This is a genomic window from Enterobacter hormaechei subsp. hoffmannii (assembly GCF_001729745.1).
GTDB classification, from domain to species: Bacteria; Pseudomonadota; Gammaproteobacteria; order Enterobacterales; family Enterobacteriaceae; genus Enterobacter; species Enterobacter intestinihominis.
Map to the genome: position 1 here is coordinate 895556 of NZ_CP017186.1, position 23372 is coordinate 918927.

Genomic DNA, 23372 nt, shown 5'->3' on the forward strand with positions numbered 1-23372 from the left:
CAGGAACTTTGCGCAATAGCTCGCATTTCGGCGCGCCAGACGGCGGATTTACTGCCCTTGGCAGGGCCGAAAATGGTACACTCCGGCCTCTCTGGATTGTTGTTCATGGATACCTGCTAACCACATGTTTAGAATCAGAAAAGGACTCGATCTGCCAATCTCCGGCGTGCCTGAACAGCACGTAACGACCGGCGCCAGTATTCATCATGTCGCTATTGTGGGTGATGATTACGTGGGCATGCGCCCCGCGATGCTGGTACAGGAAGGCGATCGTGTAATAAAAGGCCAGGCACTCTTCGAGGATAAAAAAAATCCTGGCGTTATGTTTACAGCCCCTGCCAGCGGTACCGTCGTCGCCATCCATCGTGGTGAGCGTCGCGTTCTGCAATCGGTAGTTATTCAAATTGAAGGCGATGAGAAACGCGAGTTTACGCGTTTTGACGCCGCCGATCTCGCTAGCCTCAGCCACGACGCGGTGCAGACGCAACTGCTGGAATCAGGACTGTGGACGGCGCTTCGCACGCGTCCCTATAGCAAAACGCCCGTACCTGGCACGATGCCAGCCGCTATCTTCGTTACGGCCATCGACACTAACCCGCTCAGCGCGGATCCGCAGCCTCTTATCCTGGCGGAACGCAAAGCTTTCGATGCCGGCCTCACCGTGTTAACGCGCCTGACGCCGGGAAAAGTGCATGTCTGCCAGGCCAGCGGCGGTAAGCTGGGCGGGCATCCGCAAGGGCAGGTCGCCTTTAATGAATTTGCCGGCCCGCATCCGGCCGGGCTGGTGGGAACGCATATTCATTTCCTGGAGCCGGTAAGCCTGACGAAACAGGTCTGGCATCTTAATTATCAGGACGTGATCGCTATCGGTAAGCTCTTCACCAGGGGTGAGCTGTGCGCAGAACGCATTATTGCCATCGGCGGCCCTCAGGCAACCCAACCGCGTCTGGTTCGCACGCTGCTTGGGGCAGACCTGACGGCGCTGTTGGCTGGCGAAACGAAAGAGGGTGAGAACCGCATTATTTCCGGCTCGGTGCTGAGCGGCAGACACGCGACAGGCCCGATGGCCTGGCTGGGTCGTTTCCATCTTCAGGTGAGCGTGGTGCTTGAAGGGCGCGAGAAAGAGCTGTTCGGCTGGGTGCTGCCTGGCGCAGAAAAATACTCGGTAACCCGTACCACGCTCGGCCACTTTTTGCGTCGTAAGCTGTTTAACTTCTCCACCAGCACCAACGGCGGTGAGCGCGCCATGGTCCCGATTGGCAACTACGAACGCGTGATGCCGCTGGATATTCTGCCCACTGTGCTGCTGCGCGATCTGCTGGCCGGCGATACCGACGGTGCCCAGGCGCTGGGCTGTCTGGAGCTGGACGAGGAAGATCTGGCGCTGTGTACCTATGTGTGTCCAGGTAAATACGAATATGGACCCGTATTGCGCGAGGTGTTAACCCGCATTGAGCAGGAAGGATAACCATGGGCTTAAAACACCTCTTTGAAAAAATTGAGCCGCACTTTACCGAAGGGAAGCTCAAAAAGTACTACCCGCTGTATGAAGCGACAACGACCATTTTCTACACGCCGGGTCTGGTGACGAAAGGCGCGGCGCACGTTCGCGACGCCATCGACCTCAAGCGAATGATGATTCTGGTCTGGTTTGCGGTCTTCCCGGCCATGTTCTGGGGGATGTATAACGTTGGGTTGCAGACTATTCCGGCGCTGCACCATATGTACGATGCAGAGCAGCTGGCGCAGGTGATTCAGTCTGACTGGCACTATCGTCTGGCGCAGTCGCTGGGGGTGAGCTTTGCGGCAGATGCAGGCTGGATCAGCATGATGACGCTGGGCGCTGTCTTCTTCCTCCCCATCTATATGACTGTCTTTATTGTGGGCGGTTTCTGGGAGGTTCTGTTCGCTATTATTCGCAAACATGAGATAAACGAAGGCTTCTTTGTTACCTCTATTCTGTTTGCGCTGATTGTTCCGCCAACGCTGCCGCTCTGGCAGGCGGCGATGGGGATCAGCTTTGGCGTGGTGATTGCCAAGGAGATCTTCGGCGGGACCGGACGCAACTTCCTCAACCCGGCACTGGCAGGGCGCGCGTTCCTGTTCTTTGCTTATCCGGCGCAAATCTCGGGCGACCTGGTGTGGACGGCAGCAGACGGATTCTCCGGCGCGACGCCACTTTCACAGTGGGCGGCTGGCGGCGGCGAAACGCTGGTTAACAATGCAACCGGACAGCCTGTCACCTGGTTTGATGCGTTTATTGGCAATATTCCAGGCTCCATCGGTGAAGTGTCTACCCTGATGATTTTGATCGGCGGAGCCATCATCCTCTTTGGCCGCGTGGCGTCCTGGCGCATTGTCGCTGGCGTCATGCTTGGAATGGTCCTCACCGCCACGCTTTTCAATTTCATTGGTTCAGACACTAACCCGATGTTCTCCATGCCGTGGTACTGGCACCTCGTGCTGGGAGGCTTTGCGTTTGGCATGATGTTCATGGCCACCGATCCGGTCTCGGCTTCGTTTACCGACAGAGGAAAATGGTGCTACGGCGCGCTCATTGGGGTGATGTGTGTACTGATTCGCGTGGTCAACCCGGCCTATCCGGAAGGGATGATGTTGGCCATTCTGTTTGCCAATCTGTTTGCGCCGCTGTTCGACTACCTGGTCGTGCGCGCCAACATTAAGCGGAGGAAGGCGCGTGGCTGAGATCAAAAATAACGACAGTATCAGCAAAACGCTGCTGGTGGTGCTGGTACTGTGTCTGGTCTGTTCCATTGTCGTGGCCGGTTCTGCCGTTGGGTTGAAACCGCTACAGCAGGAGCAACGTGCGCTGGATAAACAGCGTAACATCCTTGCCGTTGCCGGGCTGATGCAGGAAGGCATGACGAAGGATGACATCGCAGCGGTGTTTGCCGAACGCATTACCGCACGGCTGGTGGATTTAAAAACCGGGGAGTTAATGGATAAAGACCCGGCGAAATATAACCAGGCGCTGGCGCTAAAAGATCCGCAGATGAGCACCATGCTTGACGCCTCGCAGGATCCGGCAGGCATTAAGCGCCGCAGCAATGTCGCGGAGATTTACCTCGTCCGCGACGAGCAAAAGCGCATCCAGGAAATCGTGTTGCCCATCTATGGCAACGGTTTATGGTCAATGATGTACGCCTTTGTGGCGCTGGATACCGATGGCCGTACGGTCAAAGGCATTACATATTACGATCAGGGCGAAACACCAGGGCTGGGGGGCGAAGTTGAGAACCCTAACTGGCGGGCACAGTTTGTCGGTAAAAAAGTGCTCGATGACAACGGCCAGCCTGCGCTGAAGGTGGTGAAAGGAGGAGCGCGTCCCGGTGATGAATTTGCCGTTGATGGCCTTTCCGGCGCCACGCTCACCTCTAATGGGGTGCAGCACAGCTTTGATTTCTGGATGGGTGAACTGGGCTTTGGTCCCTTCCTGAAGAATGTACGTGAAGGAGCGCTGAACAATGGCTGATACGGGTGAACTGAAAGAAGTTAAAAAGGTGCTGATTGGCCCACTTTTAGCCAATAACCCGATAACGCTTCAGGTGCTGGGTGTATGCTCGGCTCTGGCGGTAACCACCAAGCTGGAAACGGCGGTGGTCATGACGCTGGCGGTAACGCTGGTGACAGCGTTTTCCAGCATGTTTATCTCAATGATCCGCCACCACATACCCAACAGCGTGAGGATCATTGTCCAGATGGCGATCATCGCCTCGCTGGTGATCGTGGTTGATCAGCTTCTGCGCGCCTTCGCTTATGAAACCTCGAAGCAGCTTTCGGTGTTTGTCGGCCTGATTATCACCAACTGTATCGTGATGGGGCGCGCTGAAGCCTATGCGATGAAAATGCCGCCACTGGCGAGCTTTATGGACGGTATCGGCAACGGGCTGGGTTATGGCGTGATCCTGTTGACGGTTGGTTTCCTGCGCGAACTTATTGGCAGCGGCAAACTGTTTGGCATTCCGGTGCTGGATACGGTACAGAACGGCGGCTGGTATCTGCCGAACGGCCTGTTCCTGCTGGCACCAAGCGCATTTTTCATTATCGGTTTGCTGATCTGGCTGATTCGTACGCTGAAGCCTGAACAGCAGGAAAAGGAGTAACCGACGATGGCTCATTACCTGAGTTTATTTGTGCGCGCGGTGTTTGTTGAAAACATGGCGCTCGCTTTCTTCCTGGGCATGTGTACGTTCCTTGCTGTTTCTAAGAAGGTATCGACGGCATTCGGTCTGGGTGTGGCGGTCACTGTTGTGCTGGGGCTTTCCGTTCCGATTAACAACCTGGTGTTCAACTTCGTGCTTCGCGATGGCGCGCTGGTGGAGGGCGTTGATCTTAGCTTCCTGAACTTCATCACCTTTATCGGGGTGATTGCGGCGCTTGTTCAGATCCTGGAGATGATCCTCGATAAATACTTCCCGTCGCTGTACAACGCACTGGGGATCTTCCTGCCGCTAATCGCGGTGAACTGCGCCATTTTCGGCGGCGTCTCATTTATGGTTCAGCGCGATTACAACTTCAGTGAATCGGTTGTGTATGGTTTCGGTTCCGGTATCGGCTGGATGCTGGCGATTGTCACCATGGCGGGGATCCGTGAAAAAATGAAATATGCCAACGTACCTGCGGGGCTTCGTGGCTTAGGGATCACCTTTATCACCACCGGCCTGATGGCGTTGGGCTTTATGTCCTTCTCCGGTGTGCAGCTATAAGGGCTAAAAGATGGAAATTATTCTTGGCGTGGTGATGTTCACGCTGATAGTACTGGTGCTGTCAGGGCTGATCCTGGCAGCGCGTGCGAAGCTGGTGAATTCCGGGGATGTGATCATTGATATCAATGACGATCCGCAGAATCAGATCCGTACCCCGGCAGGGGATAAGCTGCTTAACACGCTCTCCGGCAACGGGATTTTTGTCTCGTCTGCCTGTGGCGGCGGTGGCTCCTGTGGACAGTGCCGTGTGACGGTGAAAGAGGGAGGCGGTGATATTCTGCCAACAGAACTGTCGCATATCACGAAGCGTGAAGCGAAAGAGGGCTGCCGTCTGGCGTGTCAGGTCGCTGTGCGCCAGAACATGAAGATTGAGCTGCCGGAGGAGATCTTCGGCGTGAAAAAATGGGAGTGCGAAGTTATCTCTAACGATAACAAAGCCACGTTCATTAAAGAGCTCAAGCTGCGCGTTCCTGAAGGGGAGAGCGTCCCGTTCCGTGCGGGTGGGTATATTCAGATTGATTGTCCGGCACACACCGTGGCGTATGCTGACTTCGACGTGCCCGAGGAGTACCGGGCCGACTGGGATAAATTTAACCTCTTCCGCTTTGTTTCCGAAGTAAAAGAGCCCGCGCTTCGCGCTTATTCCATGGCTAACTACCCGGAAGAGAAGGGCATTATTATGCTCAACGTGCGAATCGCCACGCCGCCGCCGAATGTGCCTGATGCACCCCCTGGCGTCATGTCGTCATATATCTGGTCCCTCAAGCCTGGCGACAAAGTGACGATTTCCGGCCCGTTCGGCGAATTCTTTGCCAAAGACACTGATGCGGAAATGGTCTTTATCGGCGGCGGTGCGGGTATGGCGCCGATGCGTTCGCATATCTTTGACCAGCTCAAACGACTTGGCAGCAAGCGCAAGATCAGCTTCTGGTACGGGGCGCGTTCACTGCGCGAAATGTTCTATGACGATGAGTTTGAACAACTGGCACGTGATAACCCTAACTTTACCTTCCATGTGGCGTTATCCGATCCGCAGCCGGAAGATAACTGGACAGGTTATACGGGCTTCATCCACAACGTGCTGTATGAAAATTACCTCAAACAGCACCCGGCACCGGAAGATTGCGAGTTTTATATGTGTGGCCCGCCAATGATGAACGCTGCCGTGATTAAGATGCTAAAAGATCTTGGCGTGGAAGATGAGAACATCATGCTCGATGATTTCGGAGGCTGATTATGCTGACCTTTCTGGCGACCTTTGCGGTGTTTGTACTGGTGATATTCGGGATGTCCTTAGGCTGGATCATCAAGCGTAAAAGCATTCAGGGCAGCTGTGGAGGTATATCTTCCATCGGAATGGAAAAAGTGTGCGATTGTCCGGAACCGTGCGATGCGCGAAAAAAACGGATGGCTCGCGAGCAGCAACGCATTATTTAGTCTTGTATGTCGGGTAAGGCAACGCCGCCACCCGACAATTCCCACGCACACTTCTCAACCCTCATTTGTTTACTGTATACTTATCCAGTAATGAGTGAGGGCTTACTATGCGCAAAATAATCCATGTCGATATGGACTGCTTTTTTGCCGCAGTGGAGATGCGTGACAACCCGGCGCTGCGGGATATTCCCATCGCCATTGGCGGCAGCCGGGTTCAGCGCGGTGTCATCAGCACCGCCAACTATCCTGCTCGCAAATACGGTGTGCGCAGCGCCATGCCGACAGCGATGGCGCTAAAACTGTGCCCGCATCTCACTCTTTTGCCCGGACGTTTTGATGCCTATAAAGAAGCATCGAACCACATTCGGGAGATCTTCTCCCGCTACACCTCTCTGATTGAACCGTTATCGCTGGATGAAGCCTATCTGGATGTCACCCACAGCGTGCACTGCCACGGCTCCGCCACCCTGATGGCGCAGGAGATCCGCCAGACTATTTTTAACGAGCTGAACCTGACGGCATCGGCAGGCGTCGCGCCGATAAAATTTCTCGCCAAAATCGCCTCCGATTTAAATAAGCCCAACGGCCAGTACGTCATCACCCCGGAAGAGGTTCCGGCGTTTTTAAAGACGCTGCCGCTCAGCAAAATCCCCGGTGTGGGTAAAGTCTCCGCCGCGAAGCTGGAAAATATGGGGCTACGCACCTGTGAAGACGTTCAGCGCAGCGATCTGGCGCTGCTGCTTAAGCGTTTTGGTAAGTTTGGCCGCGTACTGTGGGAACGCAGTCAGGGCATTGATGACCGGGATGTGAACAACGAACGGCTGCGTAAATCGGTCGGCGTTGAACGCACGCTGAGCGAAGATATCCATGACTGGGCAGAGTGTGAAACCATTATTACGGAACAACTCTATCCTGAGCTTGAACGACGCTTACTGAAGGTCAAACCAGATCTGCTTATTGCCCGGCAGGGCATCAAACTGAAATTTAACGATTTTCAACAGACGACGCAGGAGCACGTCTGGCCACGCCTCAACAAAGAGGATCTTATTGCGACGGCAAAAAAGGCATGGGAAGAGCGGCGGGGCGGACGAGGGGTAAGGCTGGTGGGGCTGCACGTCACATTGCTGGATCCGCAGCTGGAGCGTCAGCTGGTGCTGGGACTGTAGATTAGGCTAATCTTATGCCCGGTAAGCGAAGCGCCACCGGGCATCAAACGGCTTATTACTTAACAGGGATTGCTTTCAGCAGCTCAGTCAGCAGCGTCCAGTAGTGACCGACGCTTTCAATGTGAACCTGCTCATCCGGGGAGTGTGGACCCGTGATGGTCGGCCCGATGGAGACCATGTCCATATCCGGATACGGTTTCTTGAACAGACCACATTCCAGACCCGCGTGAATAACCTGAATGTTCGGGGTGCTGTTGAACAGTCTCTGATAAGTTTCACGCACCAGTGCCATGACCGGAGAACTTGCATCCGGCTGCCAGCCAGGGTAGCTGCCTTTTGCAGACGTTTTCGCGCCCGCCAGGGTACCCAGAGATTCCAGCATGCTCACAACGTACTCTTTACCGCTGTCGATCAGGGAACGGATCAGGCAAATGATCTCTGCGCTGTCGTCGCCCATGGTCACTACGCCCACGTTCAGGGAGGTTTCAACCACGCCTTTTGCGACGTCAGAATTGCGGATCACGCCGTTTGGCGTTGCGTTCAGCAACTGGACGAACGTGTCACGAGACTGTGCGGTCAGCGCGGCTTTATCCGTTGTAACGGACTCCAGTACCACCGTCAGGTTTTTCTCTTTCTCAGACAGCTCGTTTTTCAGGATATCCAGATACAGGCTGGAGAGGTTTTTCAGTTCTTCCGCTTTCGCCGCAGGCACCGCCACGGTCGCAAAGGCTTCACGAGGGATCGCGTTACGCAGAGTGCCACCGTTGAAGTCCACCAGACGCAGATCCAGTTCAGCGGCATGGCCCGCCAGGAAACGCGCCAGCAGTTTGTTGGCGTTGCCCAGGCCCAGGTGAATATCACCGCCGGAGTGACCGCCTTTCAGCCCTTTCAGCGTCAGCTTAAAGGTCTCGAAACCGGCAGGAATCGCTTCGCGGGACAGCGGCAGGGTAGAGATGAAATCGATCCCGCCCGCGCAGCCCATGTAGATCTCACCTTCTTCTTCGGAATCGGTGTTGATCAGAATGTCCGCTTGCAGCCAGTTTGCCTGGAGACCGAACGCGCCATCCATGCCCGCTTCTTCAGTCATGGTCAGCAGCACTTCCAGCGGACCGTGTTCAACGCTGTCGTCAGCCAGCACGGCCAGCGCGGAAGCCATACCAATACCGTTATCTGCGCCCAGGGTCGTGCCGCGCGCCTTCACCCACTCACCGTCGATGTACGGCTGAATCGGGTCTTTTGTGAAGTCGTGAACGGTGTCGTTGTTTTTCTGCGGAACCATGTCCAGGTGCGCCTGCAATACCACTGGCTTACGGTTTTCCATACCTGCGGTGGCAGGTTTGCGGATGAGAATATTGCCAACCTGGTCACGCTCAGCGTGCAGACCTTTTTCCTTTGCCCAGCCCATAATATGTTCGGCAAGCTGTTCTTCATGATAGGAAGGGTGCGGAATGGAGCAGATTTTGGCAAAAATATCCCACAGCGGCTGTGGAGATAATTGAGACAGTTCAGACACGATAGGTCTCCTTGTCGTTGCGCTGCAAAACAATGTTGCAGGTCACTGGGTTAGCAGGTTAATCGTTACCACAAGACGGGCTTGCGAGATGCATCTGAGAATACCACTTTCTCCCGTGGCTGGTAGCATTAAGCATGTAAAAACTCAGGCTCATGGCGCGTAACACTGGTTTTTAGTGCGTCAGATCTCTATAATCTCGCGCAACCTGGTTCACCCTCATTTTTTTAAGCCGTATATAAACAGGCTGGGACACTTCACATGAGCGAAAAATACGTCGTCACCTGGGACATGTTGCAGATTCACGCACGCAAACTGGCTGCGCGTCTGATGCCTTCCGAACAGTGGAAAGGCATTATTGCCGTCAGCCGTGGCGGTCTGGTACCGGGGGCGCTGCTGGCACGTGAGCTGGGTATTCGTCATGTCGATACCGTATGTATCTCCAGCTATGACCACGATAACCAGCGTGAGCTGAAAGTGCTGAAGCGCGCGGAAGGCGACGGTGAAGGCTTTATCGTTATCGACGATCTGGTGGACACCGGCGGTACCGCTGTGGCTATCCGCGAAATGTATCCAAAAGCGCACTTCGTCACTATCTTCGCGAAACCAGCGGGTCGTCCCCTGGTTGATGATTACGTCATTGATATCCCGCAGGATACCTGGATTGAACAGCCATGGGATATGGGCGTGGTCTTCGTACCGCCTATCTCTGGCCGTTAATTTCAGTACGTAACTTTACACGCCCGGTTATGCCGGGCGTTGTTCTTTTTGGCCTGCCACGCGTTACAATGGTCTCCAAGTGATGTATCCATGGAGGCAACGCAATGGCGCAGGCGAATCTCACCGAAACTCTTTTCAAACCCCGTTTCAAGCACCCTGAAACCTCGACGCTGGTGCGTCGGTTTAATCCGGGGACCATGCCTGCTGTACAGTCAGCGTTAGATGGTAAAAACGTGCCCCACTGGTACCGCATGATTAATCGCCTGATGTGGATCTGGCGTGGTATCGACCCGCGCGAAATCCTCGACGTGCAGGCGCGTATCGTGATGAGCGAGTCTGAGCGCACCGACAGCGATCTCTACGACACGGTGGTGGGCTACCGTGGCGGGAACTGGATCTACGAATGGTCAAAGCAGGCCATGCTCTGGCAGCAAAAAGCGAGCCAGGAAGAAGATGCCACTCTCAGCGGCAAACACTGGCTGCATGCGGCAAACCTTTACAGCATCGCTGCATACCCGCATCTGAAAGGAGACGAACTGGCGGAGCAGGCCCAGGCGCTGGCAAACCGGGCTTATGAAGAGGCCGCCCAGCGGCTGCCTGGCCGGATGCGTGAAATTGAGTTCGCCATTCCCGGCGGTAGCCCGGTGACTGGATTCCTGCATATGCCGGAGGGGGAAGGCCCGTTCCCGACGGTTCTGATGTGCGGCGGCCTGGATTCGTTACAAATTGATTATTACAGCCTGTATGAGCGCTACTTTGCCCCAAACGGGATCGCCATGCTGACGCTCGATATGCCATCAATTGGTTTTTCATCCAAATGGAAACTTACGCAAGATTCCAGCCTGCTGCACCAGCATGCATTAAAAGCGCTGGAGAATATCCCCTGGGTTGACCATACCCGGGTAGGTGCGTTTGGCTTCCGCTTTGGCGCTAACGTCGCGGTACGGCTGGCCTACCTTGAATCTTCCCGCCTGAAGGCCGTCGCCTGTCTTGGTCCGGTAGTGCATGCACTGCTAAGCGAGCCTGCGCGTCAGGGTAGCGTTCCTGAAATGTATCTGGACGTGCTGGCGAGCCGACTTGGCATGCATGATGCTTCAGATGAAGCGTTGCGCATTGAACTTAATCGGTATTCATTAAAAACGCAGGGCTTGCTGGGCCGCCGTTGCCCAACCCCGATGATGTCCGGTTTCTGGAAGAACGATCCATTTAGCCCGGAAGAGGAGTCACGCTTAATCACCTCGTCATCTTCGGATGGCAAATTGCTGGAGGTACCCTTCAGCCCGGTGTACCAGAATTTTGACAAAGCGCTTAAAGAGATCACACGCTGGATCACGCAGAGATTGTGTTAATAGTTTGCTAAATTTCGTTGGTTTGGTAAAACAGTGCTTCACAAAAGGAGATCGCAATGACGTTACCGAGTGGACACCCGAAAAGTAGACTGATTAAGAAGTTCATGGCTCTTGGCCCGTATATTCGAGAAGAGCAGTGTGAAGAGAATCGCTTTTTTTTCGACTGCCTGGCTGTTTGCGTCAACGTGAAGCCTGCACCCGAAAAACGTGAGTTCTGGGGCTGGTGGATGGAAATGGAAGCACAGGAAAACCGTTTTACCTATAGCTATCAGTTTGGCCTGTTTAATAAAGACGGGCACTGGCAGGCGACGAGCATCAAAGATCAGGAAGTGATCGATCGCCTGGAGCATACGCTAAAAGAATTTCACGGCAGAGCTCGCGACCTGCTGGCAACGCTGGATCTGAAGCTGGAGCCTGCGGACGATTTTTCCAGCGAAGCGGTGAAACTGAGAGCCTGATGATGTCACAGCGCCGGGTGGCGGCTACGCCTTACCCGGCCTAAAAACGTATTACTCCCCAGGTCCGGTAAGCACAGCGTCACCGGGCACAAAAAAACCGGCTCAGCGCCGGTTTTTTTATTACCACAACATCAGAACTGGTAGGTCATGCCCAGCGCAACGATATCATCGCTGCTTACGCCCAGTTTATTATCGTCATCGATCTGGTTGATTTTATAATCAACAAACGCAGACATGTTTTTGTTGAAATAATAGGTCGCACCTACATCGATGTATTTCACGATATCTTCATCGCCGATGCCTTCGATATCTTTGCCTTTAGACTGCACGTAACCCAGAGATGGGCGCAGACCAAAGTCAAACTGATATTGCGCAACCACTTCGAAGTTTTGCGCTTTATTTGCAAAGCCACCGGAAATAGGGGCCATATTGCGGGTTTCAGAATAGAGAGTGGCCAGATATATATCGTTGGCATCATATTTCAGACCGGTCGCCCAGCCTTCTGCTTTTTTACCTTCGCCGCGTGCCTGAAGGTTTTGCTCATTGGTGCGATCGGAGCTGGCATACGCACCAATCACAGAGAAATCGCTGCCGCCGAAGTCATAGCTCAGGGAGGTACCGAAGCCGTCACCGTTTTGCTTCTTCACGTCGCGGTTTTCATTTTTACCCTGATATTGCAGGGTCATATTAAGACCGTCAACCATGCCAAAGAAATCGGTATTACGGTATGTGGCCAGACCGGAAGCGCGTTTCGTCATGAAGTTATCGGTCTGCGCCAGGCCGTCACCGCCGAACTCCGGGAACATATCGGTGTATGCGGCGACGTCATACAGCGCACCCAGGTTACGACCGTAATCAAAAGAACCAAAATCTTTCAGTTTAATACCCGCAAATGCCAGGCGCGTTTTTTGAGAAGAGTCGCTTTCTGCTTTGTTACCCGCGAACTCTGCTTCCCAACGTCCGTAGCCCGTCAGCTGATCGTTAATCTGCGTTTCACCCTTAAAGCCAAAACGAACGTAAGTCTGGTCACCATCCTTCGCGTCATCATCACTGAGGTAGTGCATTGCTTTTACTTTGCCGTACACGTCCAGTTTATTACCGTTTTTATTATAAACTTCTGCTGCGTGAACAGATGTGGATGCAACTACGCCCATTACCACTAATGCCAGAGTGCTCTTTTTCATTTTCAATCCTGATTTTATAAAAACGCGCTAATATTCGCTGAGCAATAAGATTCAACTTATTACCCCGTGAAAAACAGGAAGGGTTTTATCGTTAGTGGGTGAACGTTTTATGACAAAGTAAGAATATGTCTAAAAAAGTATGTTTTAATTTTTCGGTAATAAAATTGTCAAAATCTGCCGCTACGCTTCCTGATCCCGCGCAACAAAGTGACGGGTGATGTGCTAAGGCAGTTGGCAACGGGGCTGACACCTGTTAAAACGTCTGACTGACATCATTTTCCCTTATTGTTGAACGGCAGAGAATCATGAGTGACAGCCAGACGCTGGTGGTAAAACTCGGTACCAGTGTGTTAACAGGCGGATCGCGCCGCCTTAATCGTGCCCATATCGTTGAGCTTGTACGTCAGTGCGCTCAGTTGCATGCCGCAGGGCATCGTATTGTGATTGTGACCTCCGGGGCGATTGCCGCCGGGCGTGAACACCTGGGCTACCCCGAACTCCCCGCGACGATCGCCTCCAAACAGCTGCTGGCCGCCGTAGGACAAAGCCGACTCATACAGCTCTGGGAACAACTGTTCTCCATTTATGGCATTCACGTCGGGCAGATGCTGCTGACGCGTGCGGATATGGAAGACAGAGAACGTTTCCTGAACGCCCGCGATACGCTGCGCGCGCTGCTGGATAACCATATCGTTCCGGTCATCAACGAAAACGACGCTGTTGCCACCGCTGAAATCAAAGTAGGCGACAACGATAACCTCTCTGCGCTGGCGGCGATCCTGGCAGGGGCCGATAAGCTGCTGCTTCTGACCGATCAGCAGGGGCTGTTTACCGCTGACCCGCGTTCCAATCCACAGGCAGAACTGATCAAAGACGTTCACGGCATTGACGATGCGCTGCGTGCCATTGCGGGAGACAGCGTTTCTGGTCTTGGGACAGGCGGTATGGGCACCAAGCTCCAGGCTGCGGACGTGGCGTGCCGGGCCGGTATCGACACCATCATTGCCGCGGGCAGCCGTCCGGGCGTGATAGGTGATGTGATGGAAGGCATCTCTGTGGGCACACGCTTCCACGCCCAGGCGTCCCCGCTGGAAAACCGCAAACGCTGGATCTTTGGCGCGCCCCCGGCTGGTGAATTGACCGTGGATGAAGGCGCGACCGCCGCTATTCTGGAAAGAGGAAGCTCGTTGCTTCCAAAAGGAATTAAAAGCGTGACAGGCAACTTCTCGCGTGGTGAAGTGATCCGAATCCGTAACCTTGAAGGTCGCGACATCGCTCATGGCGTAAGCCGTTATAACAGCGACGCGCTGCGTCGGATTGCTGGCCACCATTCCCAGCAGATCGACGCCATCCTGGGCTATGAATATGGCCCGGTTGCCGTGCATCGCGACGACATGATTATTCGTTAAGGAGCCAGAACATGCTGGAACAAATGGGCGCAGCCGCGAAAGCCGCCTCGTATAAACTGGCGCTCCTTTCCAGCCGCGAGAAAAACCGCGTGCTGGAAAAAATCGCTGATTATCTGGAATCCCAGTCGCAGGAAATTTTGCTCGCCAACGAGCAGGATCTGCTGGAAGCGCGTCGCAACGGCTTGAGCGAAGCGATGCTCGACCGTCTGGCATTGACCCCGGCGCGTCTGAAAGGTATCGCCGATGACGTCCGTCAGGTGTGCAACCTCGCCGACCCGGTAGGGCAGGTGATTGACGGTGGGGTGCTCGACAGCGGGTTACGCCTTGAGCGTCGTCGTGTGCCACTCGGCGTCATCGGTGTGATTTACGAAGCGCGTCCAAACGTGACGGTGGATGTCGCCTCCCTGTGCCTGAAAACCGGTAACGCCGCTATCCTGCGTGGCGGGAAAGAGACCTGGCGCACCAACGCCGCCACGGTGAACGTCATTCAGCAGGCGCTGGAAGAGTGCGGCTTACCGGCGGCTGCCGTGCAGGCGATTGAAAGCCCCGACCGCGCGCTGGTCAACGAGATGCTGCGCATGGACAAACACATCGACATGCTCATCCCACGCGGCGGCGCGGGCCTGCACAAGCTGTGCCGTGAGCATTCCACCATTCCGGTCATTACCGGCGGTATCGGCGTATGCCATATCGTGGTGGATGACACCGCGGAGATCGAACCTGCACTGAAGATTATCGTCAACGCTAAAACTCAGCGTCCAAGCACCTGTAATACGGTCGAAACGCTGCTGGTGCATCAGGGCATCGCCAGTACCTTCCTGCCAGCGCTGAGCAAGCAGATGGCGGAAAGTGGCGTTACGCTGCATGCGGAGGAGAAGGCTCTCGCCCTGCTGAAAGACGGTCCGGCGAAGGTCGTTCCGGTTAACGCGGAGCAGTACGACGATGAGTATTTGTCGCTGGATCTGAACGTGAAGGTAGTTGCGGATCTCGATGACGCTATTGCGCACATTCGTGAACACGGAACCCAGCATTCTGATGCGATCCTGACGCGCACCCTGCGCAATGCCGATCGTTTTGTGAATGAAGTGGATTCGTCTGCGGTTTACGTGAATGCCTCGACGCGCTTCACCGATGGCGGCCAGTTTGGTCTGGGTGCAGAGGTGGCTGTGAGCACTCAGAAGCTGCATGCCCGCGGTCCGATGGGGCTGGAAGCACTGACCACCTACAAGTGGATCGGCTTCGGTGATGATACCATTCGTGCGTAAATAATCGCGGGTGATGCAAAAATAGCCGTTTGATTCAAAAGGGCATTGACGCATCACCCGGTTAGATCTACTCTTTTGCCCCGTGGTTACGCTCGTAACCGGTCTCTCAGGGCCGATATAGCTCAGTTGGTAGAGCAGCGCATTCGTAATGCGAAGGTCGTAGGTTCGACTCCTATTATCGGCACCATTTCAAACTCTTCCCAAGTTTATCGAAATCAACTCAAAGCCCGTATACTGCGGTTTTCTGGCCCGTATCTTATCTCCTGTTATCAACTGGACTCAACCGGAATCAAGTTACAGTTGGGGGCATAAGTGGGGGCATTCTGTGTTCGGTCCAGGGAGATGCCCCCAATGAAGCTAAATGCACGACAGGTAGACGCTGCGAAACCCAGAGAGAAAGCCTATAAGCTTGCAGATGGTGCTGGTTTGTATCTTGAGGTTGTTCCTTCTGGTTCTCGATACTGGCGGATGAAATATCGCTTCAATGGAAAAGAGAAGCGTATGGCTTTTGGGGTCTATCCGACAGTGTTCCTTGCACAAGCGAGGGCACTGCGTGATGAAGCCAAGAAAAAGCTGGCTGAGGGTATCGATCCATCATTTGCCAAGAAAGAAGAAAAGCTGGTTCGGGATGTGCAGCTCAACAACACGTTTCAGTCTGTGGCGCTTGAATGGCACGGAACTAAGGTAAGCCGATGGTCAGAAGGTTATGCCTCTGACATTATCGAAGCTTTCAATAAAGATATTTTCCCCTATATCGGCCAGCAGCCAGTGAATGAAATCAAACCGCTGGTTCTGCTTAATGTGCTGCGTCGAATGGAAAGCCGTGGCGCGACAGAGAAGGCCAAGAAGGTTCGCCAGCGTTGCAGTGAAGTCTTTCGTTACGCCATCGTGGCTGGTCGTGCGGAATATAACCCTGCAGCGGATCTTACCAGCGCGATGTCAGGGCATGAATCGAAGCATTATCCCTTCCTTACCGTTGAGGAGTTACCTGATTTCTTTAAAGCTCTCTCTGGTTATACAGGCAGCCCGCTGGTTGTACTTGCCGCACGTTTGCTGATCCTTACGGGAGTTCGCACCGGCGAGCTTCGAGGTGCTTTCTGGAGTGAGTTTGACCTTGAGAAAGCGTTGTGGGAAATTCCTGCCGACCGAATGAAGATGAAACGGCCTCACCTTGTCCCCCTCTCTACCCAAGCACTAGAGATCGTACAGCAGCTCAAAGTGATGTCTGGGCAATATCCTCTGGTGTTTCCTGGGAGGAATGATCCCCGCAAAACAATGAGCGAAGCGAGTATTAATCAGGTGTTTAAGCGGATTGGATACACGGGGAAGGTAACGGGGCATGGTTTCCGTCACACGATGAGTACGATTTTGCATGAAGAAGGGTTCAATACGGCGTGGATTGAAACCCAGCTTGCGCATGTCGATAAGGACGCGATTCGTGGAACGTATAACCATGCGTTGTATCTGGATGGGCGGAGGGAGATGATGCAATGGTATGGAGGGTTTATTGAAAATTCTAGTTACTAAGTAAGGCATGATTATTACTTTTATGGGGAATCAACTTTGTTTAATTTATAATAAATGAAATCATTTCGTTGTTCATTAGAAGCTACCACCGTGAATTTTACGTTTGTTAGTCTTATTTTTTTGATTAAATTGGTTTTATCATACAGGTGTTTTACTTTATTTTCGCACAATAAGAGGGGAATCGATCTTTAAAATTATTAGCGCAGAATAAATATCTTTATTTTTATATAAATTCAAACGATTGAGCTGAAAAGTGTTATTGAGAAAGATTAAAAAACCATAATGATATGATGGGTTTTCCTCGACTTTCCAAGAGATTCATTAAGCGTTATTATTAGCCTAATTAAGCATTATTTTGTCTCATTAGTTTTCTTATTTTTTTTCAATTTAATAAAGAAATAATTACATGACAATGAAGCTTGCTCCTCAATTGAAAAATACGCACGTTATAAAGGATATGCTAAAAAAAGTTAATGTTTCTATTTTTCTTTCAGATGGAAGACGCGTTGAAACATTGTTAGTTTACCTGCCTTCAATCAATGGAGTAATAAACCATACAGCATTTTTCGACTTGATAGCAAATGAGTTGCTCCATCACTTTGCTCTCACTTGTCAAGATATTGAGAAAAAACTTAAGCGAAATGGTGCTCAAGCTGCGGACATTCTTTTCAAAAAAGCGTTAAGTAAACTAAGTCAACAAACGGCACATGGTGAACTTGGTGAATTAATCCTATTTACTTTAGTTGATGTTTACCTAGAAGCTCCTAAGTTACTTAGCAAAATCTCCCTAAAAACCAGTCCGCAAATGCCAGTCTTTGGCGCTGATGGCGTACATATCCAGTACGTCAATAATAAAATACGTGTATATTTAGGTGAGTCAAAGCTTTATACGACCTTTAGTAATGCTGCAACCAAAGCTGCAAGTTCAATAGAAAAAGCCAAAAGTAGATATCTTGATGAGTTCAATTTAATCGATAGTTACATAGACCTCCCTCAATTAGATGAAGATGCAGAAGAAGAACTTCTTGGAATACTAAATCCATTTGAGAATAAAAATATTGATGATCATATTCATTCGCCTTGTTTTATTGGTTTTGCAGATAAAAATTTAATTGAGAGCTGTCTCAAAGGTGAAGATTTTCTTCAATGTTATATAAATATGGCATTCAATCATATTGACGATTATTATAAAAAGCTCGAGAAAAGAAGTGTGAATATTGAATCGTCAACATTAATGATTCTGCCTTTTACGGATACTGAGGCTTTAGTCAAGGATTTTATAACCCATCTTGGGATACAAAAATGAGCGAATTCTACACCAAATTGTCTAATCGGATAATAAATAATGAAAAATTCAAAATTGGTACATCAGAGTTGTTTTCAGGCTATATTAAGATGCTTATTGGTGAAAAAGAAACCATTTGTAAGGAACTCGCAAAAAATATAACTACAGCCTCTCAGATTTTTTATAAATCTGAAGATGAAAAATATTTGAAAGAAGGTGCTAACCTTCTATCAATGTTAATCGATTCTTGTGGGACAGATTATCCTGAAATAATTCCTATTGCTGCACATGTTTTTACCAGCACCGGAGACTTTCCAAATATAGAATTACTTGAAAAACGCTTTCCGGAAATACATTTCAAACATAATTTCCTCTCAGAAGCTACATTTAATTTTCGTCGTTCATTAAATAATGTAGAGACTCTAAATATTATATTGACTGATTTTCAAAAAAGGCTTTGGGATGATCTACAGAGAGGTGATGATGTTATTACCGTTGCACCGACCTCTGCGGGGAAAACACATATTATACTAAATTATTTAGTTGATAGTGTACTCGATAGCCTTGATGGCGCATTTGCTGTAATTGTGGTTCCTACCCGAGCATTAATTACAGAAGTATCATCTAAAATTTATAATCTTGCTAAGGAAAGGGAAAGAGAAAAGGAAATTGAAATTTGTACTATACCAAGAGATGGTAATTTTTCAGACAAAACATTCTTTGTTATGACGCAAGAACGGTTACATGAGGTTCTGCTAAGAGGCGATATCAGCTTTAACTATCTTTTTATAGACGAAGCTCATAATATTTCTGATGAAAGTAGAGGGGTTCTACTTCATCTAACACTTGAAAAAGTCTTGGATAATGGTACTCCTCAGATCATTATTGGAATGCCATCACCACAATATCAGAATAGTTTCACAAGTGTATTTAATGATATTGCCTTTAAAAAGGAGATAACCAGCCATTCTCCGGTTTCAAAATTAATAATGAATGTGAGGCCGAAAGGAAGAAATCTTGAAATTGATAGATTGTATTCCGCAGACAAGGTGGTAATCCCTAAAAACTTTAAAGAAAAAAAACTTGCTGATATAGTTTATAGATTAGGGAAAAATCATAGCAATATTATTTATAGAAACCAAACTAACTATTGTGAATCAATAGCTCAAGATATTTCAAACAGAATAGAGGCTGTTGATGATAACGAAGCACTGATCGAAGCTTCTGAATATATTAAACACTTTATTCATGAAGAGTTTACTTTGGCTTCTAATCTTCTGAAAGGTGTTGCATTTCATTACAGCCCATTGCCGACATCAGTTAGAATTATGGTTGAAAATTTAGCTAAAGAAGGGCATGTAAAATATATATGCTGCACTAGTACTTTAGCAGAAGGAGTAAACCTTCCTGCAAAAAATTTATTTATTCAAAATCCATTCTTTAAACAGAAATTCCAAAGCCCAGAAAGACTTGAGGATGTAAAAATAAATAACATCACTGGAAGGGCAGGTCGAATGCTTCAGCATTTTTCTGGTAATGTTTTCCTTATTGAGCAGGATAAATGGGCCTTTGATGATTATTTTACTGAAAGTGATGAACTCAAAGAAGAAAAAATACCAACCTATTTTAAATTAATCAATGATAAAACTGATGATGTGATAATGGCTCTATCAGGTCAGTATCCTAGGGAGGATGAGCAATATAAATTTTACTCAGTAGCTAATAAGTTAATTAAAGCTTTTGATAATGGTAGCCTTGATAATACACTTTCTGCTCCAGAGGTAAAACTTGATAGCCATATGATTCGCAGATTGAAGAATGATGTTGAGCAGGCATTTTTAAATTTGAAAGTATCATCCCTGATTTTAGAGTCTAACCCTACGATAGGATATATTCAGCAGAATAAAGTCTATGAGTTTCTAATGAGCGAGCTTGATTTACATGAATGGTCATTACCACACCCTAAATCGGAAGATTTGTATGAGAGATTATTAAAAATTTCAAGTAAGCTTATTGAGTATGGCGTATTTATCCCATCTGGAAACTATACAGCTAAATATATCTGTCTTATATCTAAAAAATGGATTCAAGGAAATAGCTTAAAAGAAATGATATCGGAACAGATTTATTGGGATAATGCTTCTCCTTCGCAAGACGCCAGTGATGAAGATGAAGGTATAAATGAGGTTAAAGTTAATAAGTCAGTTCGTAATGTTATAAATGTAATTAATAGCGATGTTAGATTTAGGCTATCAAATGCAATAAAATGTTATTATACACTTTTTGTATTGGCAGCCAGAATGAAAAGAAGTAATGTTCAAAGTGTAAAATTACATTACTTTTTGGAAATTGGTGCTAGTGACGAGAGGATGATGGATTTATTAAACCTTGGATTGTCACGAGAAGCATCTAAAGAAATTGATGAGAAAGTGCCTTCTGTAGTGCCAATTAAAAATCTTGCTGATTTAATTAGATTATTAGACTCAGAAAGCATTTCTCGAATACACGTTGTTATAAAAAAAGAAATGGAACATTTAGTTAATCGTTCTTGAATTTTAACAACTCCTGAAGAGCTGATCTCAATACACCAAACGATACGTCTTTATCAATAAATTTGTTGCGTGTATTGATTTCAGTTTTAAAGGTGAGAAACGAATTAGAAAAATCCATATTAATTGAGTTTCCTTGATTATCTTTACCCTTAACTTTCAAACCTGAACAACCATCGTGATCGGATAAGAAGTTAACTATTTCAACAACATGTTCTTTTGTAAGTTGATTATAATTATCATTATTGAATGCCAAATCAAATGATAATTGCATTCCAGGCCCAATAAGTGGTGTAGAAGCCAGTTCTTTGAAAAATGTTGGTGCATCATCAGCTAAATCAACTAGATAAGAAGAATTCATTTTAAAATGAAGACTGTCAAATTCAGGAATGTTATTTAGTGTTGTAAACTCTTTTCTCCTAGGAATAAGATCAAGTTTTATCTTATTCCTGCGATCGGTGTTAAATTGCTCCAATATAAATCGGCAGATACTTTTTATAGTCCCACTGGGCCCAGAGGTAAAACCAAAGACGATCTTCATTGAGGGTATTACAGTAATAAAGTAGGGGTCGCCTATGATACCTTGGTTCAGGCTAATTCCACTTATTACACCATCTCTAGTTGCTTTGATTTGCCATGTATTGCGCTCTTTAACGATAGTGGTATTAAAAGTTTTTAACCCATTATGAAGACAATAATGATCAACTTTAATTAAATGTTTTCTGTCCCGATGAGAAATTACTCTAACGTTCTCATCTAATTCCGATACTGTAGCATAGTTAAGAGCAAAATCATCAAAATACTCATCTTTAGTATCTATTTTAAAAAAAATGACCGTGACATTTTTTTTTATTTTATTTGCACTCATTTTTAAATCCTCACAACACATCGGCAGATACATGTATAAATAACCAGTATCTTATCATGAAACATTATATCTTGTCTAATGATAAATAATATGTTTTCAATGGGAAATACTTAAATTAGCAATGGAATAATTTAATGGTGAGTGTTTTTAAAGTTTTTAATTTATATTAAGATGAGTGGTCTTTTTTATAAAAAAATTTATTTAGTTAGAACAGCTTGCATAAAATTAGTGTTTTTTTTTCAAGGTGAGTGTGGTAATTATTTTTTATTAGGCTGAATTTTATTATGGAATGTAATCTTTCAACTGTGTTTTTATTTCTTTAATTTGAAAGAATTCCGTAAGGGTTATATTTAGATTAATAGATGTGTTAGTAGGAGTGCTTTTAAAGTATGTTAAAAAGAACTAATTCCAGTGATATCGAGAGTTCATTTCTTGAAACTACAATACATTTATGTTGATGATTCATGCTGTCTAAATACGGATCAAAATTAAAGGGAGTTGTAATAACTAACATTAACTCCTTTTTTCTATACAAAGCTTCGCTGAAGATGCCACCTCGAGTATCCTGCCCGCGCAGCAACATCCTCTATCTTCAGCGGTTTATGTAAGTTTGAATCAATCCATTAAGTTATCTCATCGATGATGTCTTCTGTTCTGAACATAGAACGACGCTCACTATAAGAGGGCTGCGACACATCCTGTCGGGATGCTAATGATTTACTTATATATTTCAGCAACCCCGTGCAGTCGATTATTCCCCGTGGTTGACAGAATTTTGAACGACGTTGCCCCTTGCTCATCAGCCTTACGAGAAAGCGTATTCGATAACTCATCAAGCGTATAGGCATTGCTGGCTGAGACTACACCGATATTTTCTTTCCCATCTGCATGGTTAATTTCCTGAGCGGCAGATGCGGCATTCACTGAAATAAATCCCATGACCAATGTAGCAATAAGTAGTGCTTTCATATCTAATACCTCTTTAAACTCTATGTTTGAAACTGAACTCGTATCAGGGGGGAACGCCCACTGTCTATATATTCAAATATACAGACCTAAGCTTTCATGAGACTGACCGCTATATGACAAAATTGTCAGGGTTGTAGATTAGTTAAATTTTGAATACAAATTCAGCTCGTTAACAATGCACTCCGGTTCTTCCCTGAGAGGCATATTGTCTATGTCTAAAACCCCATCATTTTTTTGTGGATCATCAGCCTGCAGGTCTGCAAACAGTGGGTTAAGATCCTGCTGTGCTTCACCTCGTTCAGCCACCAGCTCGAACGTTTTATTTTTTGCCTCGTCGTGGGTCAGGGCACTGACCAGAACCTGGGCGATTTGCTCCCGGGATATCACACCATCTTCCGGTGTTCCCGTATGGCGACGATCCCCCTGAAGCATAACGATTCGGTGTTCATCATCATTGTTGTAATCAAACCAGCCGGGCCTGACGATGGTATAGGGGTGACCGCTTGCCCTGACCAGACGCTCGGCACGTCTTTTCCAGTCATGAACCTCAGTGCGTTGATTCCAGGTGCTGAGTCGTTCAGTCACGCCAATTGTGGTCATCAGGCCGATACGAACAGGTGTATCCCTGAGTATTCGTAAAATATTACGCACCCCGCCGTAATCGATCGCTCTGGCACCAATACGACCCTGACCATCGGAACCGAGAGTGAAGATGATGGCATCAATATTTTTCGGCAATGCGGTGAGTGTTTCCGGCATTGAAACATCGCCGTAAAAAACATCTGTTCCCCGAGGAAGCGATTTCACTTTGCGCTTATTTCGGATCAGCGCTACAGGCTGATGGCCCATTTTGATAGCGGTATTGACGACATGAAGGCCAATACTTCCTGTCGCCCCTGCAACGAGTATTCTCATGATAAACCTACTGATAATTCAGACTTATTTTCGA

Annotated in this window: 21 protein-coding genes, 1 tRNA gene and 1 pseudogene; 17 read left to right on the forward strand and 6 right to left on the reverse strand. The window is 48.6% G+C overall.

Annotation, left to right across the window (positions count from 1 at the left end; translation table 11 throughout):
- The first annotated feature begins 124 nt into the window (after positions 1-124).
- The 8 genes from BFV65_RS04165 to dinB all read left to right on the forward strand — a co-directional run bounded on the left by BFV65_RS04165 (position 125) and on the right by dinB (position 7330).
- Positions 125-1468 carry a Na(+)-translocating NADH-quinone reductase subunit A gene (locus BFV65_RS04165; protein WP_063151170.1) on the forward strand — a complete coding sequence of 448 codons (1344 nt, stop codon included), beginning with the start codon at positions 125-127 and terminating at the stop codon, positions 1466-1468.
- 2 nt (positions 1469-1470) lie between these two features.
- The gene (locus BFV65_RS04170) at positions 1471-2706 is read left to right on the forward strand and encodes an NADH:ubiquinone reductase (Na(+)-transporting) subunit B (protein WP_022647143.1); all 1236 of its coding nucleotides are present in this window, start codon (positions 1471-1473) and stop codon (positions 2704-2706) included.
- Positions 2699-3493 (forward strand): Na(+)-translocating NADH-quinone reductase subunit C, encoded by a 795-nt coding sequence (locus BFV65_RS04175; protein WP_069596261.1) that lies wholly within the window; start codon positions 2699-2701, stop codon positions 3491-3493. Before BFV65_RS04170 ends, BFV65_RS04175 begins: the two co-directional genes overlap by 8 nt.
- Positions 3486-4124 carry an NADH:ubiquinone reductase (Na(+)-transporting) subunit D gene (locus BFV65_RS04180; protein WP_003863219.1) on the forward strand — a complete coding sequence of 213 codons (639 nt, stop codon included), beginning with the start codon at positions 3486-3488 and terminating at the stop codon, positions 4122-4124. The genes BFV65_RS04175 and BFV65_RS04180 overlap by 8 nt, the downstream gene beginning before the upstream one ends.
- A 6-nt stretch (positions 4125-4130) precedes the next feature.
- The gene (gene nqrE / locus BFV65_RS04185; protein WP_003863217.1) at positions 4131-4727 is read left to right on the forward strand and encodes an NADH:ubiquinone reductase (Na(+)-transporting) subunit E; all 597 of its coding nucleotides are present in this window, start codon (positions 4131-4133) and stop codon (positions 4725-4727) included.
- Between the two features lie 10 nt (positions 4728-4737).
- Positions 4738-5961, forward strand: coding sequence for an NADH:ubiquinone reductase (Na(+)-transporting) subunit F (gene nqrF, locus BFV65_RS04190; RefSeq protein WP_015571374.1), 1224 nt, complete (start codon positions 4738-4740; stop codon positions 5959-5961).
- 2 nt (positions 5962-5963) lie between these two features.
- A complete protein-coding gene (gene nqrM / locus BFV65_RS04195) occupies positions 5964-6164 on the forward strand; it encodes a (Na+)-NQR maturation NqrM (RefSeq protein WP_003863212.1) in 201 nt (66 codons plus the stop codon).
- A 107-nt stretch (positions 6165-6271) separates the two neighbouring features.
- Positions 6272-7330 (forward strand): DNA polymerase IV, encoded by a 1059-nt coding sequence (dinB, locus tag BFV65_RS04200; RefSeq protein ID WP_022647146.1) that lies wholly within the window; start codon positions 6272-6274, stop codon positions 7328-7330.
- A 55-nt stretch (positions 7331-7385) separates the two neighbouring features.
- Here the strand turns inward: dinB and pepD are convergent, their stop codons facing one another.
- Complete coding sequence (pepD, locus tag BFV65_RS04205; RefSeq protein ID WP_032676430.1) at positions 7386-8843, reverse strand: cytosol nonspecific dipeptidase; 1458 nt, start codon at positions 8841-8843, stop codon at positions 7386-7388.
- A gap of 258 nt (positions 8844-9101) precedes the next feature.
- Between pepD and gpt the strand changes: the two genes are divergently transcribed.
- The 3 genes from gpt to crl all read left to right on the forward strand — a co-directional run bounded on the left by gpt (position 9102) and on the right by crl (position 11367).
- Positions 9102-9560 carry a xanthine phosphoribosyltransferase gene (gene gpt, locus BFV65_RS04210; protein ID WP_003863205.1) on the forward strand — a complete coding sequence of 153 codons (459 nt, stop codon included), beginning with the start codon at positions 9102-9104 and terminating at the stop codon, positions 9558-9560.
- Between the two features lie 104 nt (positions 9561-9664).
- Entirely contained in the window at positions 9665-10909 is a 1245-nt protein-coding gene (gene frsA / locus BFV65_RS04215) for an esterase FrsA (protein WP_023305490.1), read from the forward strand.
- 56 nt (positions 10910-10965) lie between these two features.
- The gene (crl, locus tag BFV65_RS04220) at positions 10966-11367 is read left to right on the forward strand and encodes a sigma factor-binding protein Crl (RefSeq protein WP_022647149.1); all 402 of its coding nucleotides are present in this window, start codon (positions 10966-10968) and stop codon (positions 11365-11367) included.
- 131 nt (positions 11368-11498) lie between these two features.
- Here the strand turns inward: crl and phoE are convergent, their stop codons facing one another.
- Entirely contained in the window at positions 11499-12551 is a 1053-nt protein-coding gene (gene phoE / locus BFV65_RS04225) for a phosphoporin PhoE (protein ID WP_022647150.1), read from the reverse strand.
- A gap of 305 nt (positions 12552-12856) precedes the next feature.
- Between phoE and proB the strand changes: the two genes are divergently transcribed.
- The 6 genes from proB (at position 12857) to BFV65_RS04255 (ending at position 20589) form a co-directional block, all read left to right on the forward strand.
- Entirely contained in the window at positions 12857-13960 is a 1104-nt protein-coding gene (proB, locus tag BFV65_RS04230) for a glutamate 5-kinase (RefSeq protein WP_015571369.1), read from the forward strand.
- A gap of 11 nt (positions 13961-13971) precedes the next feature.
- The gene (proA, locus tag BFV65_RS04235) at positions 13972-15225 is read left to right on the forward strand and encodes a glutamate-5-semialdehyde dehydrogenase (RefSeq protein WP_069596262.1); all 1254 of its coding nucleotides are present in this window, start codon (positions 13972-13974) and stop codon (positions 15223-15225) included.
- 111 nt (positions 15226-15336) lie between these two features.
- A tRNA-Thr gene (locus BFV65_RS04240) sits at positions 15337-15412 on the forward strand.
- Positions 15413-15576: 164 nt separating this feature from the next.
- Positions 15577-16752, forward strand: coding sequence for a tyrosine-type recombinase/integrase (locus BFV65_RS04245; RefSeq protein WP_069596263.1), 1176 nt, complete (start codon positions 15577-15579; stop codon positions 16750-16752).
- 406 nt (positions 16753-17158) lie between these two features.
- A complete protein-coding gene (locus BFV65_RS04250; protein WP_069596264.1) occupies positions 17159-18058 on the forward strand; it encodes a HamA C-terminal domain-containing protein in 900 nt (299 codons plus the stop codon).
- Positions 18055-20589, forward strand: coding sequence for a DEAD/DEAH box helicase (locus BFV65_RS04255; protein WP_069596265.1), 2535 nt, complete (start codon positions 18055-18057; stop codon positions 20587-20589). The genes BFV65_RS04250 and BFV65_RS04255 overlap by 4 nt, the downstream gene beginning before the upstream one ends.
- On the opposite strand, the gene BFV65_RS04260 is transcribed toward BFV65_RS04255, so the two are convergent.
- The 4 genes and pseudogenes from BFV65_RS04260 to BFV65_RS04270 form a co-directional block, all read right to left on the reverse strand.
- The gene (locus BFV65_RS04260) at positions 20576-21454 is read right to left on the reverse strand and encodes a hypothetical protein (RefSeq protein ID WP_069596266.1); all 879 of its coding nucleotides are present in this window, start codon (positions 21452-21454) and stop codon (positions 20576-20578) included. The genes BFV65_RS04255 and BFV65_RS04260 overlap by 14 nt on opposite strands.
- Before the next feature lie 533 nt (positions 21455-21987).
- Positions 21988-22074, reverse strand: a pseudogene (locus tag BFV65_RS23485) (DNA-binding transcriptional regulator RamA); the annotation flags it as partial.
- 97 nt (positions 22075-22171) lie between these two features.
- Positions 22172-22423, reverse strand: coding sequence for a YdgH/BhsA/McbA-like domain containing protein (locus BFV65_RS04265; protein WP_069596267.1), 252 nt, complete (start codon positions 22421-22423; stop codon positions 22172-22174).
- Positions 22424-22561: 138 nt separating this feature from the next.
- Positions 22562-23338 carry an SDR family oxidoreductase gene (locus BFV65_RS04270; RefSeq protein ID WP_069596268.1) on the reverse strand — a complete coding sequence of 259 codons (777 nt, stop codon included), beginning with the start codon at positions 23336-23338 and terminating at the stop codon, positions 22562-22564.
- Positions 23339-23372 lie beyond the last annotated feature (34 nt).

Coding starts and splice junctions, on each gene's coding strand:
- BFV65_RS04165 (WP_063151170.1), top strand. CDS start 125: ATGTTTAGAATCAGAAAAGGACTCGATCTGCCAATCTCCGGCGTGCCT.
- BFV65_RS04170 (WP_022647143.1), top strand. CDS start 1,471: ATGGGCTTAAAACACCTCTTTGAAAAAATTGAGCCGCACTTTACCGAA.
- BFV65_RS04180 (WP_003863219.1), top strand. CDS start 3,486: ATGGCTGATACGGGTGAACTGAAAGAAGTTAAAAAGGTGCTGATTGGC.
- nqrE (WP_003863217.1), top strand. CDS start 4,131: ATGGCTCATTACCTGAGTTTATTTGTGCGCGCGGTGTTTGTTGAAAAC.
- nqrF (WP_015571374.1), top strand. CDS start 4,738: ATGGAAATTATTCTTGGCGTGGTGATGTTCACGCTGATAGTACTGGTG.
- nqrM (WP_003863212.1), top strand. CDS start 5,964: ATGCTGACCTTTCTGGCGACCTTTGCGGTGTTTGTACTGGTGATATTC.
- dinB (WP_022647146.1), top strand. CDS start 6,272: ATGCGCAAAATAATCCATGTCGATATGGACTGCTTTTTTGCCGCAGTG.
- gpt (WP_003863205.1), top strand. CDS start 9,102: ATGAGCGAAAAATACGTCGTCACCTGGGACATGTTGCAGATTCACGCA.
- frsA (WP_023305490.1), top strand. CDS start 9,665: ATGGCGCAGGCGAATCTCACCGAAACTCTTTTCAAACCCCGTTTCAAG.
- crl (WP_022647149.1), top strand. CDS start 10,966: ATGACGTTACCGAGTGGACACCCGAAAAGTAGACTGATTAAGAAGTTC.
- phoE (WP_022647150.1), bottom strand. CDS start 12,551: ATGAAAAAGAGCACTCTGGCATTAGTGGTAATGGGCGTAGTTGCATCC.
- proB (WP_015571369.1), top strand. CDS start 12,857: ATGAGTGACAGCCAGACGCTGGTGGTAAAACTCGGTACCAGTGTGTTA.
- proA (WP_069596262.1), top strand. CDS start 13,972: ATGCTGGAACAAATGGGCGCAGCCGCGAAAGCCGCCTCGTATAAACTG.
- BFV65_RS04245 (WP_069596263.1), top strand. CDS start 15,577: ATGAAGCTAAATGCACGACAGGTAGACGCTGCGAAACCCAGAGAGAAA.
- BFV65_RS04250 (WP_069596264.1), top strand. CDS start 17,159: ATGACAATGAAGCTTGCTCCTCAATTGAAAAATACGCACGTTATAAAG.
- BFV65_RS04255 (WP_069596265.1), top strand. CDS start 18,055: ATGAGCGAATTCTACACCAAATTGTCTAATCGGATAATAAATAATGAA.
- BFV65_RS04260 (WP_069596266.1), bottom strand. CDS start 21,454: ATGAGTGCAAATAAAATAAAAAAAAATGTCACGGTCATTTTTTTTAAA.
- BFV65_RS04265 (WP_069596267.1), bottom strand. CDS start 22,423: ATGAAAGCACTACTTATTGCTACATTGGTCATGGGATTTATTTCAGTG.
- BFV65_RS04270 (WP_069596268.1), bottom strand. CDS start 23,338: ATGAGAATACTCGTTGCAGGGGCGACAGGAAGTATTGGCCTTCATGTC.